The 15,969-nt window shown below is 42.3% G+C and carries 17 protein-coding genes and 2 tRNA genes; 4 read left to right on the top strand and 15 right to left on the bottom strand.

Annotated features, from left to right (window positions below; all coding sequences use genetic code 11):
• The first annotated feature begins 5 nt into the window (after nt 1-5).
• Nucleotides 6-1,136, top strand: a complete 1,131-nt coding sequence (locus tag T355_RS0110700; protein ID WP_027397753.1) for an amidohydrolase — start codon at nt 6-8, stop codon at nt 1,134-1,136.
• Between the two features lie 83 nt (nt 1,137-1,219).
• On the opposite strand, the gene T355_RS0110695 is transcribed toward T355_RS0110700, so the two are convergent.
• The 13 genes from T355_RS0110695 to T355_RS0110635 all read right to left on the bottom strand — a co-directional run bounded on the left by T355_RS0110695 (nt 1,220) and on the right by T355_RS0110635 (nt 12,231).
• Nucleotides 1,220-2,038, bottom strand: coding sequence for a M15 family metallopeptidase (locus T355_RS0110695; RefSeq protein WP_027397752.1), 819 nt, complete (start codon nt 2,036-2,038; stop codon nt 1,220-1,222).
• Nucleotides 2,039-2,094: 56 nt separating this feature from the next.
• Complete coding sequence (locus tag T355_RS0110690) at nt 2,095-3,060, bottom strand: ABC transporter ATP-binding protein (protein WP_037330122.1); 966 nt, start codon at nt 3,058-3,060, stop codon at nt 2,095-2,097.
• Nucleotides 3,053-4,042 carry an ABC transporter ATP-binding protein gene (locus T355_RS0110685; protein ID WP_197019580.1) on the bottom strand — a complete coding sequence of 330 codons (990 nt, stop codon included), beginning with the start codon at nt 4,040-4,042 and terminating at the stop codon, nt 3,053-3,055. Before T355_RS0110685 ends, T355_RS0110690 begins: the two co-directional genes overlap by 8 nt.
• Before the next feature lie 15 nt (nt 4,043-4,057).
• A complete protein-coding gene (locus T355_RS0110680; RefSeq protein ID WP_155851718.1) occupies nt 4,058-4,933 on the bottom strand; it encodes an ABC transporter permease in 876 nt (291 codons plus the stop codon).
• Between the two features lie 44 nt (nt 4,934-4,977).
• Nucleotides 4,978-5,907 (bottom strand): ABC transporter permease, encoded by a 930-nt coding sequence (locus T355_RS0110675; RefSeq protein ID WP_027397748.1) that lies wholly within the window; start codon nt 5,905-5,907, stop codon nt 4,978-4,980.
• 25 nt (nt 5,908-5,932) lie between these two features.
• Nucleotides 5,933-7,210 (bottom strand): serine hydrolase domain-containing protein, encoded by a 1,278-nt coding sequence (locus T355_RS0110670; protein WP_071997205.1) that lies wholly within the window; start codon nt 7,208-7,210, stop codon nt 5,933-5,935.
• A gap of 12 nt (nt 7,211-7,222) precedes the next feature.
• On the bottom strand, nt 7,223-7,900 hold the full coding sequence (locus T355_RS0110665) for a L,D-transpeptidase family protein (RefSeq protein WP_027397746.1): 678 nt from the start codon (nt 7,898-7,900) through the stop codon (nt 7,223-7,225).
• A gap of 85 nt (nt 7,901-7,985) precedes the next feature.
• Nucleotides 7,986-9,227 carry an adenosylhomocysteinase gene (locus tag T355_RS0110660; protein WP_027397745.1) on the bottom strand — a complete coding sequence of 414 codons (1,242 nt, stop codon included), beginning with the start codon at nt 9,225-9,227 and terminating at the stop codon, nt 7,986-7,988.
• A 162-nt stretch (nt 9,228-9,389) separates the two neighbouring features.
• Complete coding sequence (surE, locus tag T355_RS15050; protein WP_027397744.1) at nt 9,390-10,163, bottom strand: 5'/3'-nucleotidase SurE; 774 nt, start codon at nt 10,161-10,163, stop codon at nt 9,390-9,392.
• Between the two features lie 61 nt (nt 10,164-10,224).
• Nucleotides 10,225-10,300, bottom strand: a tRNA-Lys gene (locus T355_RS0110650).
• Nucleotides 10,301-10,338: 38 nt separating this feature from the next.
• A tRNA-Lys gene (locus tag T355_RS0110645) sits at nt 10,339-10,414 on the bottom strand.
• A 92-nt stretch (nt 10,415-10,506) separates the two neighbouring features.
• Entirely contained in the window at nt 10,507-11,304 is a 798-nt protein-coding gene (locus T355_RS0110640; RefSeq protein WP_027397743.1) for a molybdopterin-binding protein, read from the bottom strand.
• Between the two features lie 36 nt (nt 11,305-11,340).
• Nucleotides 11,341-12,231, bottom strand: coding sequence for an AraC family transcriptional regulator (locus T355_RS0110635; RefSeq protein ID WP_027397742.1), 891 nt, complete (start codon nt 12,229-12,231; stop codon nt 11,341-11,343).
• 128 nt (nt 12,232-12,359) lie between these two features.
• On the opposite strand from T355_RS0110635, the gene T355_RS0110630 reads away from it, so the two are divergent.
• Entirely contained in the window at nt 12,360-12,557 is a 198-nt protein-coding gene (locus tag T355_RS0110630; protein WP_027397741.1) for a hypothetical protein, read from the top strand.
• 316 nt (nt 12,558-12,873) lie between these two features.
• Here T355_RS0110630 and T355_RS0110625 read toward each other — a convergent pair whose 3' ends face one another.
• Together T355_RS0110625 and T355_RS15625 are read right to left on the bottom strand one after the other, a co-directional pair.
• The gene (locus tag T355_RS0110625) at nt 12,874-13,269 is read right to left on the bottom strand and encodes a type II toxin-antitoxin system MqsA family antitoxin (RefSeq protein WP_027397740.1); all 396 of its coding nucleotides are present in this window, start codon (nt 13,267-13,269) and stop codon (nt 12,874-12,876) included.
• 10 nt (nt 13,270-13,279) lie between these two features.
• Nucleotides 13,280-13,582: a type II toxin-antitoxin system MqsR family toxin gene (locus T355_RS15625; RefSeq protein ID WP_027397739.1), complete on the bottom strand. Its 303-nt coding sequence runs from the start codon at nt 13,580-13,582 to the stop codon at nt 13,280-13,282.
• 142 nt (nt 13,583-13,724) lie between these two features.
• Between T355_RS15625 and istA the strand changes: the two genes are divergently transcribed.
• On the top strand, nt 13,725-15,047 hold the full coding sequence (gene istA / locus T355_RS0110615; protein WP_027396481.1) for an IS21 family transposase: 1,323 nt from the start codon (nt 13,725-13,727) through the stop codon (nt 15,045-15,047).
• Entirely contained in the window at nt 15,040-15,831 is a 792-nt protein-coding gene (locus T355_RS14245; RefSeq protein ID WP_051555340.1) for an ATP-binding protein, read from the top strand. The genes istA and T355_RS14245 overlap by 8 nt, the downstream gene beginning before the upstream one ends.
• Nucleotides 15,832-15,969: the final 138 nt, after the last annotated feature.

Below are 15,969 nucleotides of genomic sequence, written 5' to 3'. Positions count from 1 at the left end.
TCAATATGTCCGATATAAGGGAATTTCTCTGCTCACTAGCAGAAAATAATAAAGAAACATTAAATAATATAGCTGATTATATACATGCAAACCCGGAGCTAGGCTGTGAGGAAGTCAAATCCTCCGCTTATCTCCGAGAGCTGTTAAAAAATGAAGGCTTCACTGTAGAGGATGTTCTGAAGGACCAATTCCCCACTGCCTTTCAGGCTTCCTATGGGAATGGTGATATTCACATTGGCTTTTTGGCAGAATACGATGCCCTGCCAGAAATCGGTCATGGCTGTGCCCACAATCTTATTGCTGCCATGAGCACCACTGCTTCAATAGTCTGTGGAAAGGCACTGAGAGAGAAGATTACTGTTCATCTCTTTGGCTGTCCCGCTGAGGAAACTATTGGCAGCAAGGTAATGATGAGCGAAGCTGGCTTATTTGATGGACTGACAGCTGCTCTTATCTGTCATCCTGGCTGTGATACCACCTTTGGTGGTACCTCCTACGCCACTCATCCCCTGCAGATAACCTTCAAAGGGAAGCCTGCCCATGTTGCGGATCCTGATTATCATGGAATCAATGCTTTGGATGCTTTGGTGGATTTTTATACCCAGCTTGCAGAGCTGGAAAAGACCTTTACAGAGCCTTATATTCTGGGAAGGATAATCACCGAGGGAGGTACTGCTCCCAATATTATTCCCGACAGAGCTGTAATGAAAGCCACCATCCGCTCCCTCAGCACCACATACCTTGAGGAAGCCATGCTTCCAAAAATCAAGGAGCTGGCTAAAAGGATTTCGGATAAGCACGGCACAGAGGTGGATTTATACCACTATGAGCCATTATTCAAAAACATGGTTAATCATAAGAAGCTGGAGACATATGCCAAGAATAATTTCTCAAGCCTTGGTATTGAAGATATAAAGGTCTTTCCAGATGATTATGCTGACGGCTCCACAGATGTGGGAAATGTAAGTCATGTGGTCCCAACCATTCAGCCGGAAATCAAAATCGGTGATGATATTGCAGCCCATACCCCGGAATTTGCCGTTGCTGCTGATAGTGCTTATGGCAAAGAAATGGCATTAAAGGCTGTAAAGGGTATGTGTATGACGGTGGCTGATATTGTGGAAAAGGGCTTGTAAAGCCTAAAATATTAAGCCGACTTAATAAAATAAGGCGTAAAAAAGCGCGATATGGCGGATAATCCGTCACATCGCGCTTATTTTTATTTCTTCATATCGTCAATGATGAAGTTGAAATACATATTTGGATAAGGCTCATTCTTCAGGAAGAAATGCCACCACTCGGTATCAATAGGCTCGAAGCCGTGCTTCATCATAGCCTCACGGAGAATCATGCGGTTCTTGAACTGCTTCTCGGTAATCTTGCCATTTTTAGGAACTGACTTGCCCTCAAATTTTCCGGTATATTTGCCCGTATCAGGGTCACCGCACCATGTTGGATGGCTTTCCAGCCCGAAGTGGTCAAAGGTACCACCCATGTCTACTTCCTTGCCTGTTTTCATATCAAACAATGTCAAATCAATAGCAGACCCACGGCTATGGCCAGATTTGGCATCAATATAACCATCCTTAAAGAGTCTGTTTTTGTTTACTTCAGGATAGAAATAATCCTTCATGCGCTTGTCATCTAAATTCTCAGCCCAGGCCACGAAATTATCTACAGCTCTCTGGGGACGATAAGCATCATATACCTTCAGGCGATAGCCCTGCTTAATCATATCATCGGAAACCTTCTTAAGGGCCTCAGCAGCTTCTCTGGACATGAGAATACTTGGCTGAGTGTAGCCATTGATACGATCACCCACAAAATTGTAGGTGGAATAATAACGGACCTCCTGAATGATATCAGGCACCACATCAGAAAGCACCACAAATCCTGTTGGGTCATTTACATCCACACTTTTGGCGGAATTAACAACAGAACTGGTATCAGCCACCTCAGCAGCATAGCCGTGAACAGGCATAAACACAGTGGAAGCCAACAGCATTCCACCAACTAATCCTAAAAGCTTTTTATTCATTCAAAATCCCTCCTGATGTACCCTTATTCTATATTTATATGAATTTTCCTTCACAATCAAATTAAATGACAGGCGATTTGATGACCTTCAACATTTTTGATTGCCGGCATCTCCTTAAAGCACTTATCACTGGCCTTGTTGCACCGCGGCGCAAAAGGACAGCCTGTCATATCACCGGTTCCGATTTCCCCCTTAATGATGGAAACATCCTGACGAACATCCGGATCTGGCACCGGAATAGCTGCCAATAGTGACTTAGTATATGGATGCAATGGGTTCGCATAAAGCTCTTCTGCAGCTGCCAGCTCCATAATAGCTCCCATATACATAACAGCCACCCTGTCACTGATGTATTTTACCATGGCCAAATCATGGGCAATGAAAAGATATGTCAGTCCCAATTCCTTTTGTAATCTTCTCATAAGATTAACCACCTGGGCCTGAATGGAAACATCCAATGCCGAAATAGGCTCATCACAGATTATAATATCCGGATTTACCGCCAAAGCTCTGGCAATGCCAATTCGCTGTCTTTGCCCGCCACTAAACTCATGGGGAAAACGATTAGCCTGCTCCCTGCTAAGACCCACCAGCTCCAGAAGCTCATATACACGTTGCTGCTTTGCCTTGTTATCATCATAGACATTATTAATTTCCAGTGGCTCACCGATGATTTCACCTACGGTCATGCGAGGATTAAGGCAAGCATAAGGGTCCTGAAAAATCATCTGGATGCGTTTCTCCGGTCCCTTGGATAAATCCAACTTCTCACCATGGAGATAAACCTCACCGGCAGTAGGCTTGTATATACCCATTATGGTTCTGCCGGCTGTTGTTTTGCCGCAGCCGGACTCGCCCACCAGTCCCATGGTCTCACCTTTATTAATATCAAAGGATATACCATTTAATGCATAGGCGTATTCCTTGGGATGACCAAAGAAATTCTTCTTGGTGACAAAATGCTTCTTTAAATTTTTAACGGAAAGCAAGGGCTTGTTATTTGGGATTTCTGTATTATTCATGGTGCCCCTCCTCTCTGTCACGGGCTGGAAGCCAACATTCCACACAATGCTCCTTACCCATATTTTCATTATTTGGGCGACAAGCAGCACAAACCTTCATAGCCTCGCCACATCTAGGGGCAAAGCTGCACCCCTTAATATCATATAGCAAATCAGGAGGATGGCCCTCAATAACAGGCAGCTCAGTATCATCCACCTTATCCACCCTTGGCAGAGAGTTTAAAAGGCCCCTGGTATACGGATGCTGTGGGTTATGGAAAATTTCACCTACCGGGCCGGACTCCACGATACGGCCAGCATACATAACATTTACTCTGTCACAAATACGGGCAATAACTCCCAAATCATGAGAAACCAATACTATGGACATCTTCATTTCACGGCGAAGCTCATCCAATAATTCCAATATCTGGGCCTGTATAGTTACATCCAATGCTGTGGTTGGCTCATCTGCAAACAACAGCTTTGGCTTACAAATAAGCGCCATAGCTATCATTACACGTTGACGCATACCACCGCTGAATTCATGTGGGTAAGCCTTCATACGTTCCTCTGCCTTGGGAATTCCCACCCTCTTTAAAAGAGCCAGGGCTTCCTCATGGGCATCCTTTTTGTTTAACCCCTTGGATTTAATAATACCCTCCGTCATTTGTTGTCCAATGGTCAATACAGGATTTAATGAAGTCATTGGATCCTGAAAAATCATAGCCATTGATGTACCACGGAGCTTGGCCATTTCTTTATTGGACTTATTGGTAATATCTTCACCTAATAATTTTATGTTGCCTTGATTTATAAAGGAGTTTTCCTCTGGCAAAAGCCCCATTACTGCATGGGCAGTAACGCTTTTACCACAGCCGGATTCCCCCACAATACCGACGATTTCACCCTCATTCACATTAAAGGTTACACCACGGACTGCCCTTACATCTCCCCGATAGGTATGGAAGCCAACTGATAAATTATTTATTTCTAAAATCATCTTCAAGCTCCCCCTTTAACGGCGCATTTTAGGGTCCAGGGCATCCCGCAGACCATCACTGAAGAAATTAAAGGCCAACATGGTTAAGCTGATGGCCACAGCAGGGAAAAATAACTGAAATGGATATGCTCCCAAAGTATTAATACCATCGGAGCAAAGAACACCCCAGCTGGCCATTGGCGCAGAAACACCCAGGCCGATAAAGCTCAAAAAGGCCTCGGTAAAAATAGCATCCGGAATTGAAAGACTCAAAGATACTATAATAACCCCTAAGGAATTTGGTATAAGATGCTTCATGAGAATACGGGCGGGACTTGCTCCCATGCTGCGTGACGCCAGCACAAATTCCTGCTCCTTGATTTTCAGCACTTCTCCACGGACAATTCGGGCCATTTGCAGCCAATAGCTTATACCAAGGGCAATATAAATATTAAGAAGTCCCGGTTTAAAAACCACCATTAACAAAATTACATACAAAAGGGTTGGCACACTATAGAGAATATCCACGATATTCATCATAATTCGGTCCGTTCGCCCACCCACAAAGCCGGAAATGCCACCATAAAGTACTCCAATAAAGAGATTAATCAAAGAGGCCACCACACCGATGGACAAGGAAATGCGGGCACCATAAAGGACGCGGATAAGCATATCCCTTCCAAGATTATCGGTCCCGAAAAGATGCTCCATGGTTGGTGCCATATTAGTTCTGGCAAAATCCTGATCCTCATAGGAAATGCTGGAGAACATAGGTATAAAAATAGCAGCCACCATCATTAATACAATGAATCCCATACCCAGCATGGCAGCCTTGTCCTTCTTCAGACGAATCCAGGCGTCCTGCCAATATCCCATGGATGGTGCCTGTTCTGACTCCACAGCCATAGCCATCTCAGATTTGCTCAGAGGAGAAAAATCATATTCCTTATTCATCCTTAATCCTCCTTCTCCCCAATTTTAATACGTGGATCCAGCATAGGATAAATTATATCCACAAGCATATTCATCAGGATAATAATAGCACTATAGAATATAGTTACACCCAAAATTACTGTATAATCACGATTATATATTGAAGTTACAAAATAGCTGCCCAGTCCCGGAATGGCAAATATGGTCTCAATAACAAAGGAGCCTGTCAAAATACTGGCAACCATTGGGCCGATATAGGTAACCACGGGAATAAGGGCATTTGGCAAAGCGTGCTTAAAGAGAATATAGCTTGTCCCCAGTCCCTTTGCTTTGGCAGTTTTAATATAATCCTGTCCCAAAACCTCCAGCATGCTGGAGCGGGTCAGCCTTGTAATGAAGGCCATTGGCATTGCTGCAAGGGCAAAGGCAGGCAGGATACGGCTTTTCCAGTCAATCCACATGGCAGCTGGAAGCAGTCCCAGCTTCATGGCAAAAATCTCCACCATAAGAGCTGCCAGCACAAAGCCCGGCACTGCAATACCGATGGTTGTCAATAAATTAACAGTGCGGTCCTGCCAGTTATTTCGCCGATAGGCTGCCAGCACTCCCGCTGGAATCCCCAGCAATAAAGAGATAAGAATGGCCTCCATGCCCAGCTCAAAGGACACAGGGAAGCTCTCCCCAATAATATCATTGACAGAGCGGCCCACATATTTAAAGGATGGCCCCAAATCACCATGAAGAATATTCTCCACATAATCCATATACTGGGTGGACAATGGGTCATTTAGCTTGTAACGGGCCTCAATATTGGCCTGCACAGCAGGAGGCAGATTCTTTTCTGCGGTAAAGGGTCCACCTGGTATGGCGTGCATCAGCAAAAAAGTAACCGTCATTACTATCCACAGTACAATTATGGAATTTATTAATCTTTTACCCAAATAATTAAGCACTTTGGCTTCCTCCCCAAAATGTTATTTAAAAAGCATGACAAAGAGCGTCCATAACCTTTTCTTCCCAGATAAAGTTATTGCTGAACTCGCCGTGGCTCCGCTCATCTTCCTCGGCCATACCCTCACCATTCATAATATACACAAAGCCATCCTTAGTCCCCGGTACATAAAACATTCCGGAATAAAGGCCAAAGGCCTGACCAGTATGACCCACCAGAAAAATATCGTGATGCTGACATACTCTGGCAGAAGAATCTCCCCTTATCTGATATAGCCCCAAGCCATAGGACAGAAGCGTATCATCAGCAGTATCACCATTACTGCCATCATAGCTCCACTGGGCCTTTGTCATTTCATTAACGGAAGTCTCAGATAAAAATTGCTTCTCCCTAAATGTCCCCTTATTCATCAGCATTACCAAAGCATTGAACATACCCTCCAGGGAAATACGGAGTCCCCCCTGAGGTGCAAAGAAGGTTGCATTAGTACCCGGAACATAATTTTCTAATGAATATACCCTTGGATCGTCATTTATGGCATAAGGATTTTGCATTGTAACCGTGTCCCTGGCAGGCTTGATACCATTATAGAAATCCATAACAGGCCGCCATGGCATATCGTCCCGCCATATTCCCCCAATATCCTTTTTCTGATACAGGGTACCCAGACTGGCAAATTCCGTGGCAGACAAATTCCCCGGCAAATAGCCTCCGATGATATCTAATTCCTTTAAGATATTATTTTGTAAATAATAATCAAAACGCTCATGAGTTACTGCCTCAATAATAGTGCCCAAAAGGCCATAATTGAGGTTGCAATAACAGAAAAACTCCCCCACAGGCTCGCTTGCAGGGGAAAAATGGGCCCCATCCTCATAAAATTTTCCCTCAGGAACAAAAAACGCCATCACTGAATAGCCAGGGGGAATGCAGTAAACTACACCATCCCTAAGACCAGAGGTATGATTGGCCAACATTCTCACCGTAATTTTAACCTCTGGAAAATCAGGATGACGCAGAGGAAATCCCAAATAATCACTGATATCGTCATCAAGACCTATTGCTTCAGCCTCCACCAGCTTCATAATTGCGTAAATAGTAAATTGCTTGGATACAGAGGCTATGCGAAAAAGAGAATCTGCCTTAAACAGCTTTTGCTCCTTACCAAAAGTGGCATATCCCCCACAAAAGCTAAATACCGGCTTACCACCCTTTATAAGCACGGCTCCCAACCCTGGAACCTGGGTATAGTGGTTCCCCACCATACCCCTTAATTCATCTTCCAATAAATCAAACTCATCCATGAAATTGCCTCTTTATGCTGGATAAATGCAAACCCGAACATTGTTATCCACATGCTGCAAAATTTTTATCATGTTTTTCTCACTGACAGCGATACAACCTAAGGTATAATCGTATTCTCCCATGCAGTGGATAAAAATATAGGAACCCAACCCAGGAACACACTCACGGTTATAGGTTAAAAATAAACCATAATTAAACTGTGGTGCCCCATTGTTCATAGGGTCCAAATCCAGCTTTTCCAATACCTTCTTAGGAATTTTACGGTCGTCAATCAGCTTATTATAATAAGGCCCATCAGCGCAGAAAATATGCTCGTCAAAAAGAAGGTAATCAGCCTTGGTGCCAGGATTAGGCTCTATACCACCGGCGGTAAAAATACCGAAATCCCCCTTTGGAGTTTTCCTATCTCCCTCCTTGGTCTTGCCTAAACCATTTTCTCCTACAAAGCCCTCACACTTCAATACCATATTCCATTTTTGCTCATCATCCTTTTCATACAGCTTTACATCAGCCTTGCTGTCCCCCTTGTACTGTACGAAAATCACCTGCTGAACACAGGATATCTCACTGTATTGGTTCAGCTTATCCTGCCAGAAGGGATTTTTTTCATTAGGGGCAGCGGCCTCAGCCACCAGAGATCCCTTTAAAATAAATAAAAGGCACAATAAAGTTAATAATAATACCTTCATAAAAAAGGCACCATCCTTTCAATAAGAAAATAGGCTCCTAAAATCCTTAGAAGCCTATTAATTATTTTAAATAAGTCTCATTTAATTAGCACTGATGCAGATAAGCGTACTGTTCAGGAGTCAGCTCATCAATTTCGATGCCCATGGCAGCCAGCTTGATTTTCGCAATCTTCTGATCGATTTCCTCTGGCAATACATATACCTTATTTTCCAGCTTCTCATGATTTTCGAGAATGTACAGGGCTGAGAAGAACTGAACGCCCCAGGAAAGGTCCATAATTTCAGCTGGATGACCATCGCCACAGGCCAGGTTTACAAGACGGCCCTCACCAAGGAGATACAGCTTCTTACCATCAGCAAACTTAAATTCCTCAATGCCTTCCTTCACCTGCTTGCGGGACTCAGTCATGGCCTGCAGCTCAGGGATGTTAATCTCTACATCAAAGTGGCCGGAATTACACATTACAGCACCATTCTTCATGGAAGCAAAATGACGCTCACGGATAACATCCTTATCACCAGTCAGTGTAAGGAAAATATCACCAATCTTGGCAGCCTCATCCATAGGCATTACGCGGAAGCCATCAAATACAGCCTCAATAGCCTTTACTGGATCAACCTCAGTAATGATAACATTGGCACCAAGACCCTTGGCACGCATAGCCCCCCCCTTGCCACCCCAGCCATAACCAGCGATAACAACGGTCTTACCGGAAATTACCAGATTTGTGGCACGCATGATGCCCTCCCAGGTGGACTGGCCAGTACCATAACGGTTATCAAAGAGGTACTTACAATAAGCATCATTGGCAGCCATCATAGGGAACTCCAGCTTGCCAGCAGCTTCCAGTGCCTTGTCACGAAGAACACCTGTGGTGGTTTCCTCGGAGCCGCCAATAATCTTTGGCAGCAGCTCACGGCGGTCATTGTGGAGACGATAAATCAAATCGCCACCATCATCCATAATGATATCAGGCTCAGTGTCCAGTGCCATATCAATATACTTGTCGTATTCCTCCATGGTGCAGCCATGATGAGCCAATACAGTTACGCCTTCCTCAACCAAAGCAGCACATACATCATCCTGAGTGGATAATGGATTGGATGCAGTGGCAATAACCTCAGCACCGGCATTTTTAAGTACAAGAGCCAAATATGCAGTCTTTGCCTCCAGATGCATGGTCATAACCATACGCTTGCCGGCAAATGGCTTGGAAACAGAATATTCATCATTTACAGCCTTCATAACAGGCATAAAATTCTTTACCCAGTTGATTTTATCATGACCAGAAGGTGCTAACTTAATGTCTTTAATTTTAGATTCCATGATACGCCTCCTAATAATTTACAAAAGATAAGCCCTCCCCTACGGGGAAGCCCTAAAGGACTATGCTTCGCCGTCGGTGTCAACGAAGTTGACGGATGAGGTATCCGACGTTTCATTATAACATGTATTGTGACTTTTATAAAGATTTTCCTGATGCAACCTTTACAACTCTTTTCCTGCCACATCTGAAAGGTATTTGTGATCCGCCACCTTAAGGCGGATTGGGGTAACTGTAACATTGCCCTGATTACAAAGAACCACATCAGAAATAGGGCTGTTGCCTTCATCTATAATATTCCCTTCCACAACATAATAGATTCTTCCATCCGCATCGGTCCGCGGAATATAGGCATTTTCATAATTTCTGATGCCCTGATATGCCCACAGCCACTTGAAATCCTTGGCTAACTTAACAGGAAAATTAATATTGAGAAGGTATTCCTTCTCCTCTCTTTCCATATTCAAAATATCCGGCAGCTTCTTTACCAGCTCTCTAGCCACCTCATCAAAGGTCATAATAGGGTTATAGCTAAGAGAAACTGCAATAGAGCGGATATTATGAATAAAGCCTTCCTTAGCAGCACCAACTGTTCCCGAATAAATTAAATCAGTCCCCAGATTAGAACCATCATTGATTCCAGAAATAACGAGATCAGGATACTCCTCCTCATTATTCTGCAGCACCCCTTCTAGATACAGCTTAACGCTGTCTGCCGGGGTTCCAGCGATACCATAGGCCTTGATACCATATTTTTCAATAAGTGGCTCATATTCATCAATATAAATACGCTGTCCCACAGTAATGGCATGAGCCTTGGCACTCTGCTGGCTTGCAGGGGCTGCCACAATAACCTCATGCTCCTTGTACAGGTGCTTAACCAGGGCTTCAATTCCCGGGGACATAACACCATCATCATTAGTAATAAGAATCTTCATACAATCACCTTTCATATACAAAAAAAAGGCTGGAAGATATCCAACCTGTAATGATTCATAATGGTGACCCACCGGGGACTCGAACCCCGAACCTGCTGATTAAGAGTCAGATGCTCTACCAGTTGAGCTAGTGAGTCATAGAAACAGGCTGCAAAACAACCTGTAATATTTTCAATGGTGACCCACCGGGGACTCGAACCCCGAACCTGCTGATTAAGAGTCAGATGCTCTACCAGTTGAGCTAGTGAGTCATTTGCTTTACGCAACAATTGATATTATAGTCATTTCATATATCCGTGTCAACAAAAAATATGAAAAAATGTAATCTTTTACATGGATAATATTATTTATCCTCAAATACCTTCTTTATATATTTTTCTCCCAAGGCCTTTTTACACTTTTCAAGGATTGGCTCGATTAGCTTTAGTGCCTCTTCACGATTTTGAGCTGCTGCAGTTATGCGAATAAGACAGCCATCCTCTTTGGCATAAGTGGCTACCGTTGGATTTTCGTTGTCGCACAGGTCACCTAACCGCTCAGCACATGGTCCTTCACCAACGATTGTTACCGATACTTCATCACGGCTCATCATTTTTATATCCATAGAAACAAATACCTTATCACTAAATTTCCGGAGATAAGGTACGCCATATTCCTTAAACATTGGCTGCATTTCCTTTGGAGGCCCCGGAAACAGCATACAATACTTGCCATTATTTTCCATAATACAGCCGGGTGCAGTACCGTTATGATTGTACATTATAATGGAATTCTTTGGTACGTAGGCCTGCTTTTTCTGGCTGTCACTGAACTGGGTAAAGCCACTGCGGGTCATGCGTTCCTTCATCATTTCCCAAGCCTTTTCATCAAGAACAACTTCCTTATGAAAATAGTCCATAAGCATTTCCTTGGTAAGGTCATCCTTGGTAGGTCCCAAACCACCAGTGAGAATAACCATGTCACCACGGGAAAAGGCCACATCCAAAGCACTTTTTATCCGGTCAGGATTGTCTCCCACCACAGTCTGGTAGTAGCATTCCATACCCAGCTTTGCCAGCTCCTTTGAGATAAACTGAGCATTTGTATTGACGATATTGCCCAAAAGGAGCTCTGTTCCCACACTAATTATTTCTACAATCATTTCCACTTTTCTCCTTAATATGTAGTTAGCATTGTATTAACTGTTTTGCTGCCTAAATGCATGGGGACTGCAGCCCCTATACAAGCGAAAGGCCTTGCTGAAATGACTTGGGTTATAATATCCACATGCCATGCCAATAGATAGAATTGACTCATTGGATTCCAAAAGCATTTCCTCGGCCACCTGTAACCGGTAATTTTGTATATACTGACGTGGCGACATATTGAATATGGACTGGAAACACCGCTGGGCCTCCCGCTCACTTATTCCAGCCTGAGCTGCCAAATCCTCAACAGATATCTGATCACCATAATGACCATGAATATAGTCCACCATCAGCTTTATTCTTTCCATTTGTGGTGTTGTATAGCCTATCCTTGAAGCTGTTGGATGGTCACTTAATATAGCCAAGGCTTTGCCTATATTATACCTAAGATCAAGCTCAAAGCCGAAAATTTCTTTTTGGGCAGCAATAAATGCTCTTCTTATATTAATTATGACATCCCGTTCCCTTTTTACATCGGTGTGTAAATATTTCCCTGAAAACATTTCATCGGTGACAATTGGCTTAACATATTTTTTATAAATAACATTTGCAATGCCACCGCTTATGAATTTCTCATCAAACAAGATGCAATATAGCTGACACCGTTCCCCATCCAGCGCATATCTGTGCAATACCCTGGAATTGCAAAAAAAGCCATTTCCTGCTTCTACTATTGCCCTTTTACCTGCATATTCAACTACAGCGCGGCCAGATGAAACATACATAAATTCCAGCTCACGATGCCAATGCCATGGTAATGATTGAATACCTCCTCTATTCCATTCAATGCAATAACTGCTACAAGGAAAAAGGGGATTGTCATGCATTTGCTCTTTTTCCTTGTCCGCCATTATACGGATTGTAGTCATTTTCTTAATCATAAAAAATCTCCCTTTTCTGTCGCATAGAGAACATTTTTTGTCGTATAAAAGGCAGAAAGCTCAGATTTTACAATATATAATGTAATCACAATAAGAAAACAATAGAATTTTTAAAGGAGGAATCAGCCATGAAAGCAGCAGTAAGACTTTCCAACATGGAGCGTTTGTTAATGAACGTTAATACCCATCATTATAGTTTCTTGGAGGGTGAGGCTTTCCACTCTGTAAAAGAGAGTGATCTCAGCTATCGCCTTGGTATTCACGAGTTACGCATTGGTACCTTTGCAGCTTTGGTGGTAGGAACTGCTTTAGCTATTTGCCTTTAATATACAAGCTAATTATACGGCAAGCATCCAGTTATTTCTACCCCCCATTTTAATATAGTGTTCTAAAAACGACGGGATTGTTTTGTGCCCCTTGGTACATAAGCAATCCCGTTTTTTTCGTGCTGTAAAAAATGCCTTCAAACTTGTTTGAGTAATATGCATCAAATAAGTTGACCGAAACATAAGTATTTTTCATAGTTTTTTCAATGGAATGAAAAAACTATACTTTTAGTAGTAGTTTTTTCATAATAAAAAGAGACAGCCGCGAGGCTGTCTCAGTTTTTTAGAAGAATTAATTTAGTTTTCGTGTGTACTATTACAATAAATTTAATAAACTTGGTTCCTTGGAAAGAATCTTTAATAGATTTGAAATAGCTCTGCTGGGGAGTATTTCACCACTTTCATATTTTTGAAAAGCTTTTTTTCCTCCACCTAATATGGTTCCGGCCTGTACCTGCGTGAGTTTTAATTTCTTGCGAATGGCACGAATATCCGTAGGAAGTAATAAATTTTCCGCCTCTGCCTTTAATTGATTTAATGCCCTATCATAGGTTTTCATGTCATCATCAGTAAATGTGCCCTCATCATTGCCCTCAGGGTACCAGCCAGGCATTGGAAAGGTTTTACTATAACCTTGATAAGTTATTGTGACTTCTCGCACATCACGAATTAACTTCTCGCCGGTTTCAACATCATATTTTACGTTTTCCATGTATAACACCTCACTTCTCTTTAAAGGATAGAAGAGTAAATTCAGTAAGCGTTCCTTTAGTGAATTTTATATACAACGTAATGCCAGAGTATGGAACATGATAAACATCCTGCCAAATTCGATGATTTTGATATGATGTCATTGACTTATAAAAGTGCGTTTTATTCATGGTCTTTATTGCAGCATATATATCTGTTCGACCAAACCCTAGAGCCGCCGCTCCACGCATTGCAGCTATTTTAATTTCGATTTTAGACCTTTTAAACGCATCCAAATCGTATGTAGGAGTAAATTTATCAACGACATTAGGCATTTTGTTAGAGTCGGCCGAAATTAGCCACTCAGGGTCGGTCAAAATTCACCAATTTTAGTCGGTATATAAATAGCCATTCCTTTTTTCATTCGTTTCCTCTAAACTGGATAGTGACCAATTAACCCAGCTGGAAGGAGACAATTTGAATGATATAAAAGGTAATGGCTTAGTGCCAATTATAGCACAAGCCTTAGAAGTAATGGAAGCCAAAGCAGGCCACAATATACCTTTAGATAAGGTAAATCTTGCAGAGCTTGGCAGATTAACTGGATTATCTCGCAGCAAGCTGCGTACTCTAAAAAAGAATGGCTTCCAAAACGGTATCAAATCTAAATTACCATGTGTTAAGCGTAAAGGGAAACTTGATGCGTTTAAAGAAGTTATTAATACGTACTTGAAGCAAGGAGTAACAAACTCAGCTGTTATCTTCTCCGAGCTTAAGAAAGAAGGTTTCACTGGCGGTCTTACTATTGTAAAAAACTATATATCCAGCAATAAAGACCTTGTTCCTGCTAAACGTATTTTAGTGGCCCCTCAAGGCAGTCGTGGTAGACGGTATAACACACAACCAGGAGAAGCATTCCAGATGGACTGGGGCTTTACCAAGGTTGTTGATCCATTGGGCAAAGAATACCAAGTAGCATGCTTTGCCGTTGTTTGCCACCACTGCTGCTCAGCCTATATAGAGTTTTTCTCCAGTGCCAAACAGGAGAATCTATTCATTGGTCTGGTAAGGGCATTTGACCGGCTTGGGGTTCCGGAATATATCCTTACAGACAACATGAAAAGTGTTGTTTTAAAACGCGATATTGAAGGCCATCCTATCTGGAACAATGACTATGAAGACTTTATGAATACTGTTGGCTTTAAGACCAAGCTATGTAAGCCCAGACATCCATTTACCAAGGGACGTGTGGAGCGCCTAGTCAGGTTCGTAAAGGATAACTTCCTTGCAGGAAGGGAATTTCTGAACATAACTGACCTCAATATGGCAGCACTTAATTGGTGTGATAACAAGAATAACGTTTACCGTACATTTCTTGAGGGCAAACCTGCTGATATACATGCAACAAAATGTTCATGCTTTCTTCATGCACTGGAGCTCAGCGATAACCTTAAATTTTATTTAGCACCGCTTCGAACGATTAGCTTCGATGGCTTTGTAAACTATGAGAGCAGGCGCTTTGGTGTACCATATACCTATACCAGGAGGCTTGCAAGGGTGATGAGGCAGGGTGACAAGCTATACATCTATTCAGATGACTTAAAGCAGCACCTTACTACTCATGATGTTACATGGAGCCGTAAGGATTCATTTTGTATTGGACAGTATGAAAATATTGAACAACCTGAAGAATTTCCTACAGCAAAAGTAAAAACCACTATACGTCAGCTTCCTCATGAAAGCTCTGTAACATTCGATAAATTCAATTTCGGTGATACGGAGGATATGTGGAATGACTGATATGTTTGAAAATATTAATGACTGTTGTGTAAACCTCAAGATTGATCTCTGCGGAGCTGAGCTTGCAAAGATTGCCGTGGATGGAAACTATACAGCAGAAACAATGGAAGCCTTGTCACATCTTTTCACGTATCTTTCGACTAAAAAAGATGCAGCCATGGTTCAGGATATATTAAACAAAAGCAGATTGCCTAAAAGTGCTCCGAAAACCTTTGATAACTTCGACTTCACACGTATAAGGGGACAGGATGTGGAGCGTATAAAAGGCATAAGCAGTTTGGCAACACTTTACTCTGGCTCCAATATTACATTTGTAGGCCCACCTGGTATTGGTAAAACTCATCTTGCCCAAGCATATGGTTATGAATGCGCGCAGCGCAGAATAAAAGTATATTTTATTAAGGCAACTGAGCTGAGGGATAAATTCAACAGAGCAAGAAAATCCGGTTCAACAGCCAGCTGTGTTAATACCCTTGTTAGATACCAATGTCTAATTATAGATGAGATTGGCCATTGTAAATTCGACAAGGAAAATACAATGCTATTCTTTGATGTAATTGACAGACGGTATAATAAAGAGGGCATGTTCAATACGGTATTTACAAGTAATAAGCAGCCATCCCAGTGGAAGGAGTGCTTTGAGGAGGAAGATGCTCTTCTCTGCTCACTGGACCGTATATTTGATAACGCCATAGTCTTTAACCTTAAGGGAAAAAGTTACCGTGGCCGGAAGCTCAAAGTAGTAAATGTTCAGGTTGACAATCTGAACAATGAAGATAAATAGTGTTTAGATAAGGCTAACTAACAGCCGAAGCTGGGTTATTGGTCAACAAAGCTGACTGTTGTATTGGTCATTTTAGACTGACTCTGAAATGGCTATGACGACCGACCCGTAGGTGGTTAAATTACGCCGACGCTAATA

Source organism: Anaerovibrio lipolyticus LB2005 (genome assembly GCF_000621545.1).
In the GTDB taxonomy this organism is placed as follows: Bacteria; Bacillota; Negativicutes; order Selenomonadales; family Selenomonadaceae; genus Anaerovibrio; species Anaerovibrio lipolyticus_A.
This window is presented reverse-complemented; position numbering and strand designations above follow the sequence as displayed.

Excerpts from the sequence above, each read along its gene's own strand:
- T355_RS0110665 (WP_027397746.1), bottom strand. The coding sequence starts at position 7,900 with ATGAAGGTATTATTATTAACTTTATTGTGCCTTTTATTTATTTTAAAG.
- T355_RS0110670 (WP_071997205.1), bottom strand. The coding sequence starts at position 7,210 with ATGGATGAGTTTGATTTATTGGAAGATGAATTAAGGGGTATGGTGGGG.
- surE (WP_027397744.1), bottom strand. The coding sequence starts at position 10,163 with ATGAAGATTCTTATTACTAATGATGATGGTGTTATGTCCCCGGGAATT.
- T355_RS0110690 (WP_037330122.1), bottom strand. The coding sequence starts at position 3,060 with ATGAATAATACAGAAATCCCAAATAACAAGCCCTTGCTTTCCGTTAAA.
- T355_RS0110625 (WP_027397740.1), bottom strand. The coding sequence starts at position 13,269 with ATGGAAAACGTAAAATATGATGTTGAAACCGGCGAGAAGTTAATTCGT.
- T355_RS0110680 (WP_155851718.1), bottom strand. The coding sequence starts at position 4,933 with ATGGCTATGGCTGTGGAGTCAGAACAGGCACCATCCATGGGATATTGG.
- T355_RS15625 (WP_027397739.1), bottom strand. The coding sequence starts at position 13,582 with ATGCCTAATGTCGTTGATAAATTTACTCCTACATACGATTTGGATGCG.
- T355_RS0110660 (WP_027397745.1), bottom strand. The coding sequence starts at position 9,227 with ATGGAATCTAAAATTAAAGACATTAAGTTAGCACCTTCTGGTCATGAT.
- T355_RS0110635 (WP_027397742.1), bottom strand. The coding sequence starts at position 12,231 with ATGATTAAGAAAATGACTACAATCCGTATAATGGCGGACAAGGAAAAA.
- T355_RS0110700 (WP_027397753.1), top strand. The coding sequence starts at position 6 with ATGTCCGATATAAGGGAATTTCTCTGCTCACTAGCAGAAAATAATAAA.
- T355_RS0110685 (WP_197019580.1), bottom strand. The coding sequence starts at position 4,042 with ATGATTTTAGAAATAAATAATTTATCAGTTGGCTTCCATACCTATCGG.
- T355_RS14245 (WP_051555340.1), top strand. The coding sequence starts at position 15,040 with ATGACTGATATGTTTGAAAATATTAATGACTGTTGTGTAAACCTCAAG.
- T355_RS0110630 (WP_027397741.1), top strand. The coding sequence starts at position 12,360 with ATGAAAGCAGCAGTAAGACTTTCCAACATGGAGCGTTTGTTAATGAAC.
- T355_RS0110640 (WP_027397743.1), bottom strand. The coding sequence starts at position 11,304 with ATGATTGTAGAAATAATTAGTGTGGGAACAGAGCTCCTTTTGGGCAAT.
- T355_RS0110695 (WP_027397752.1), bottom strand. The coding sequence starts at position 2,038 with ATGAATAAAAAGCTTTTAGGATTAGTTGGTGGAATGCTGTTGGCTTCC.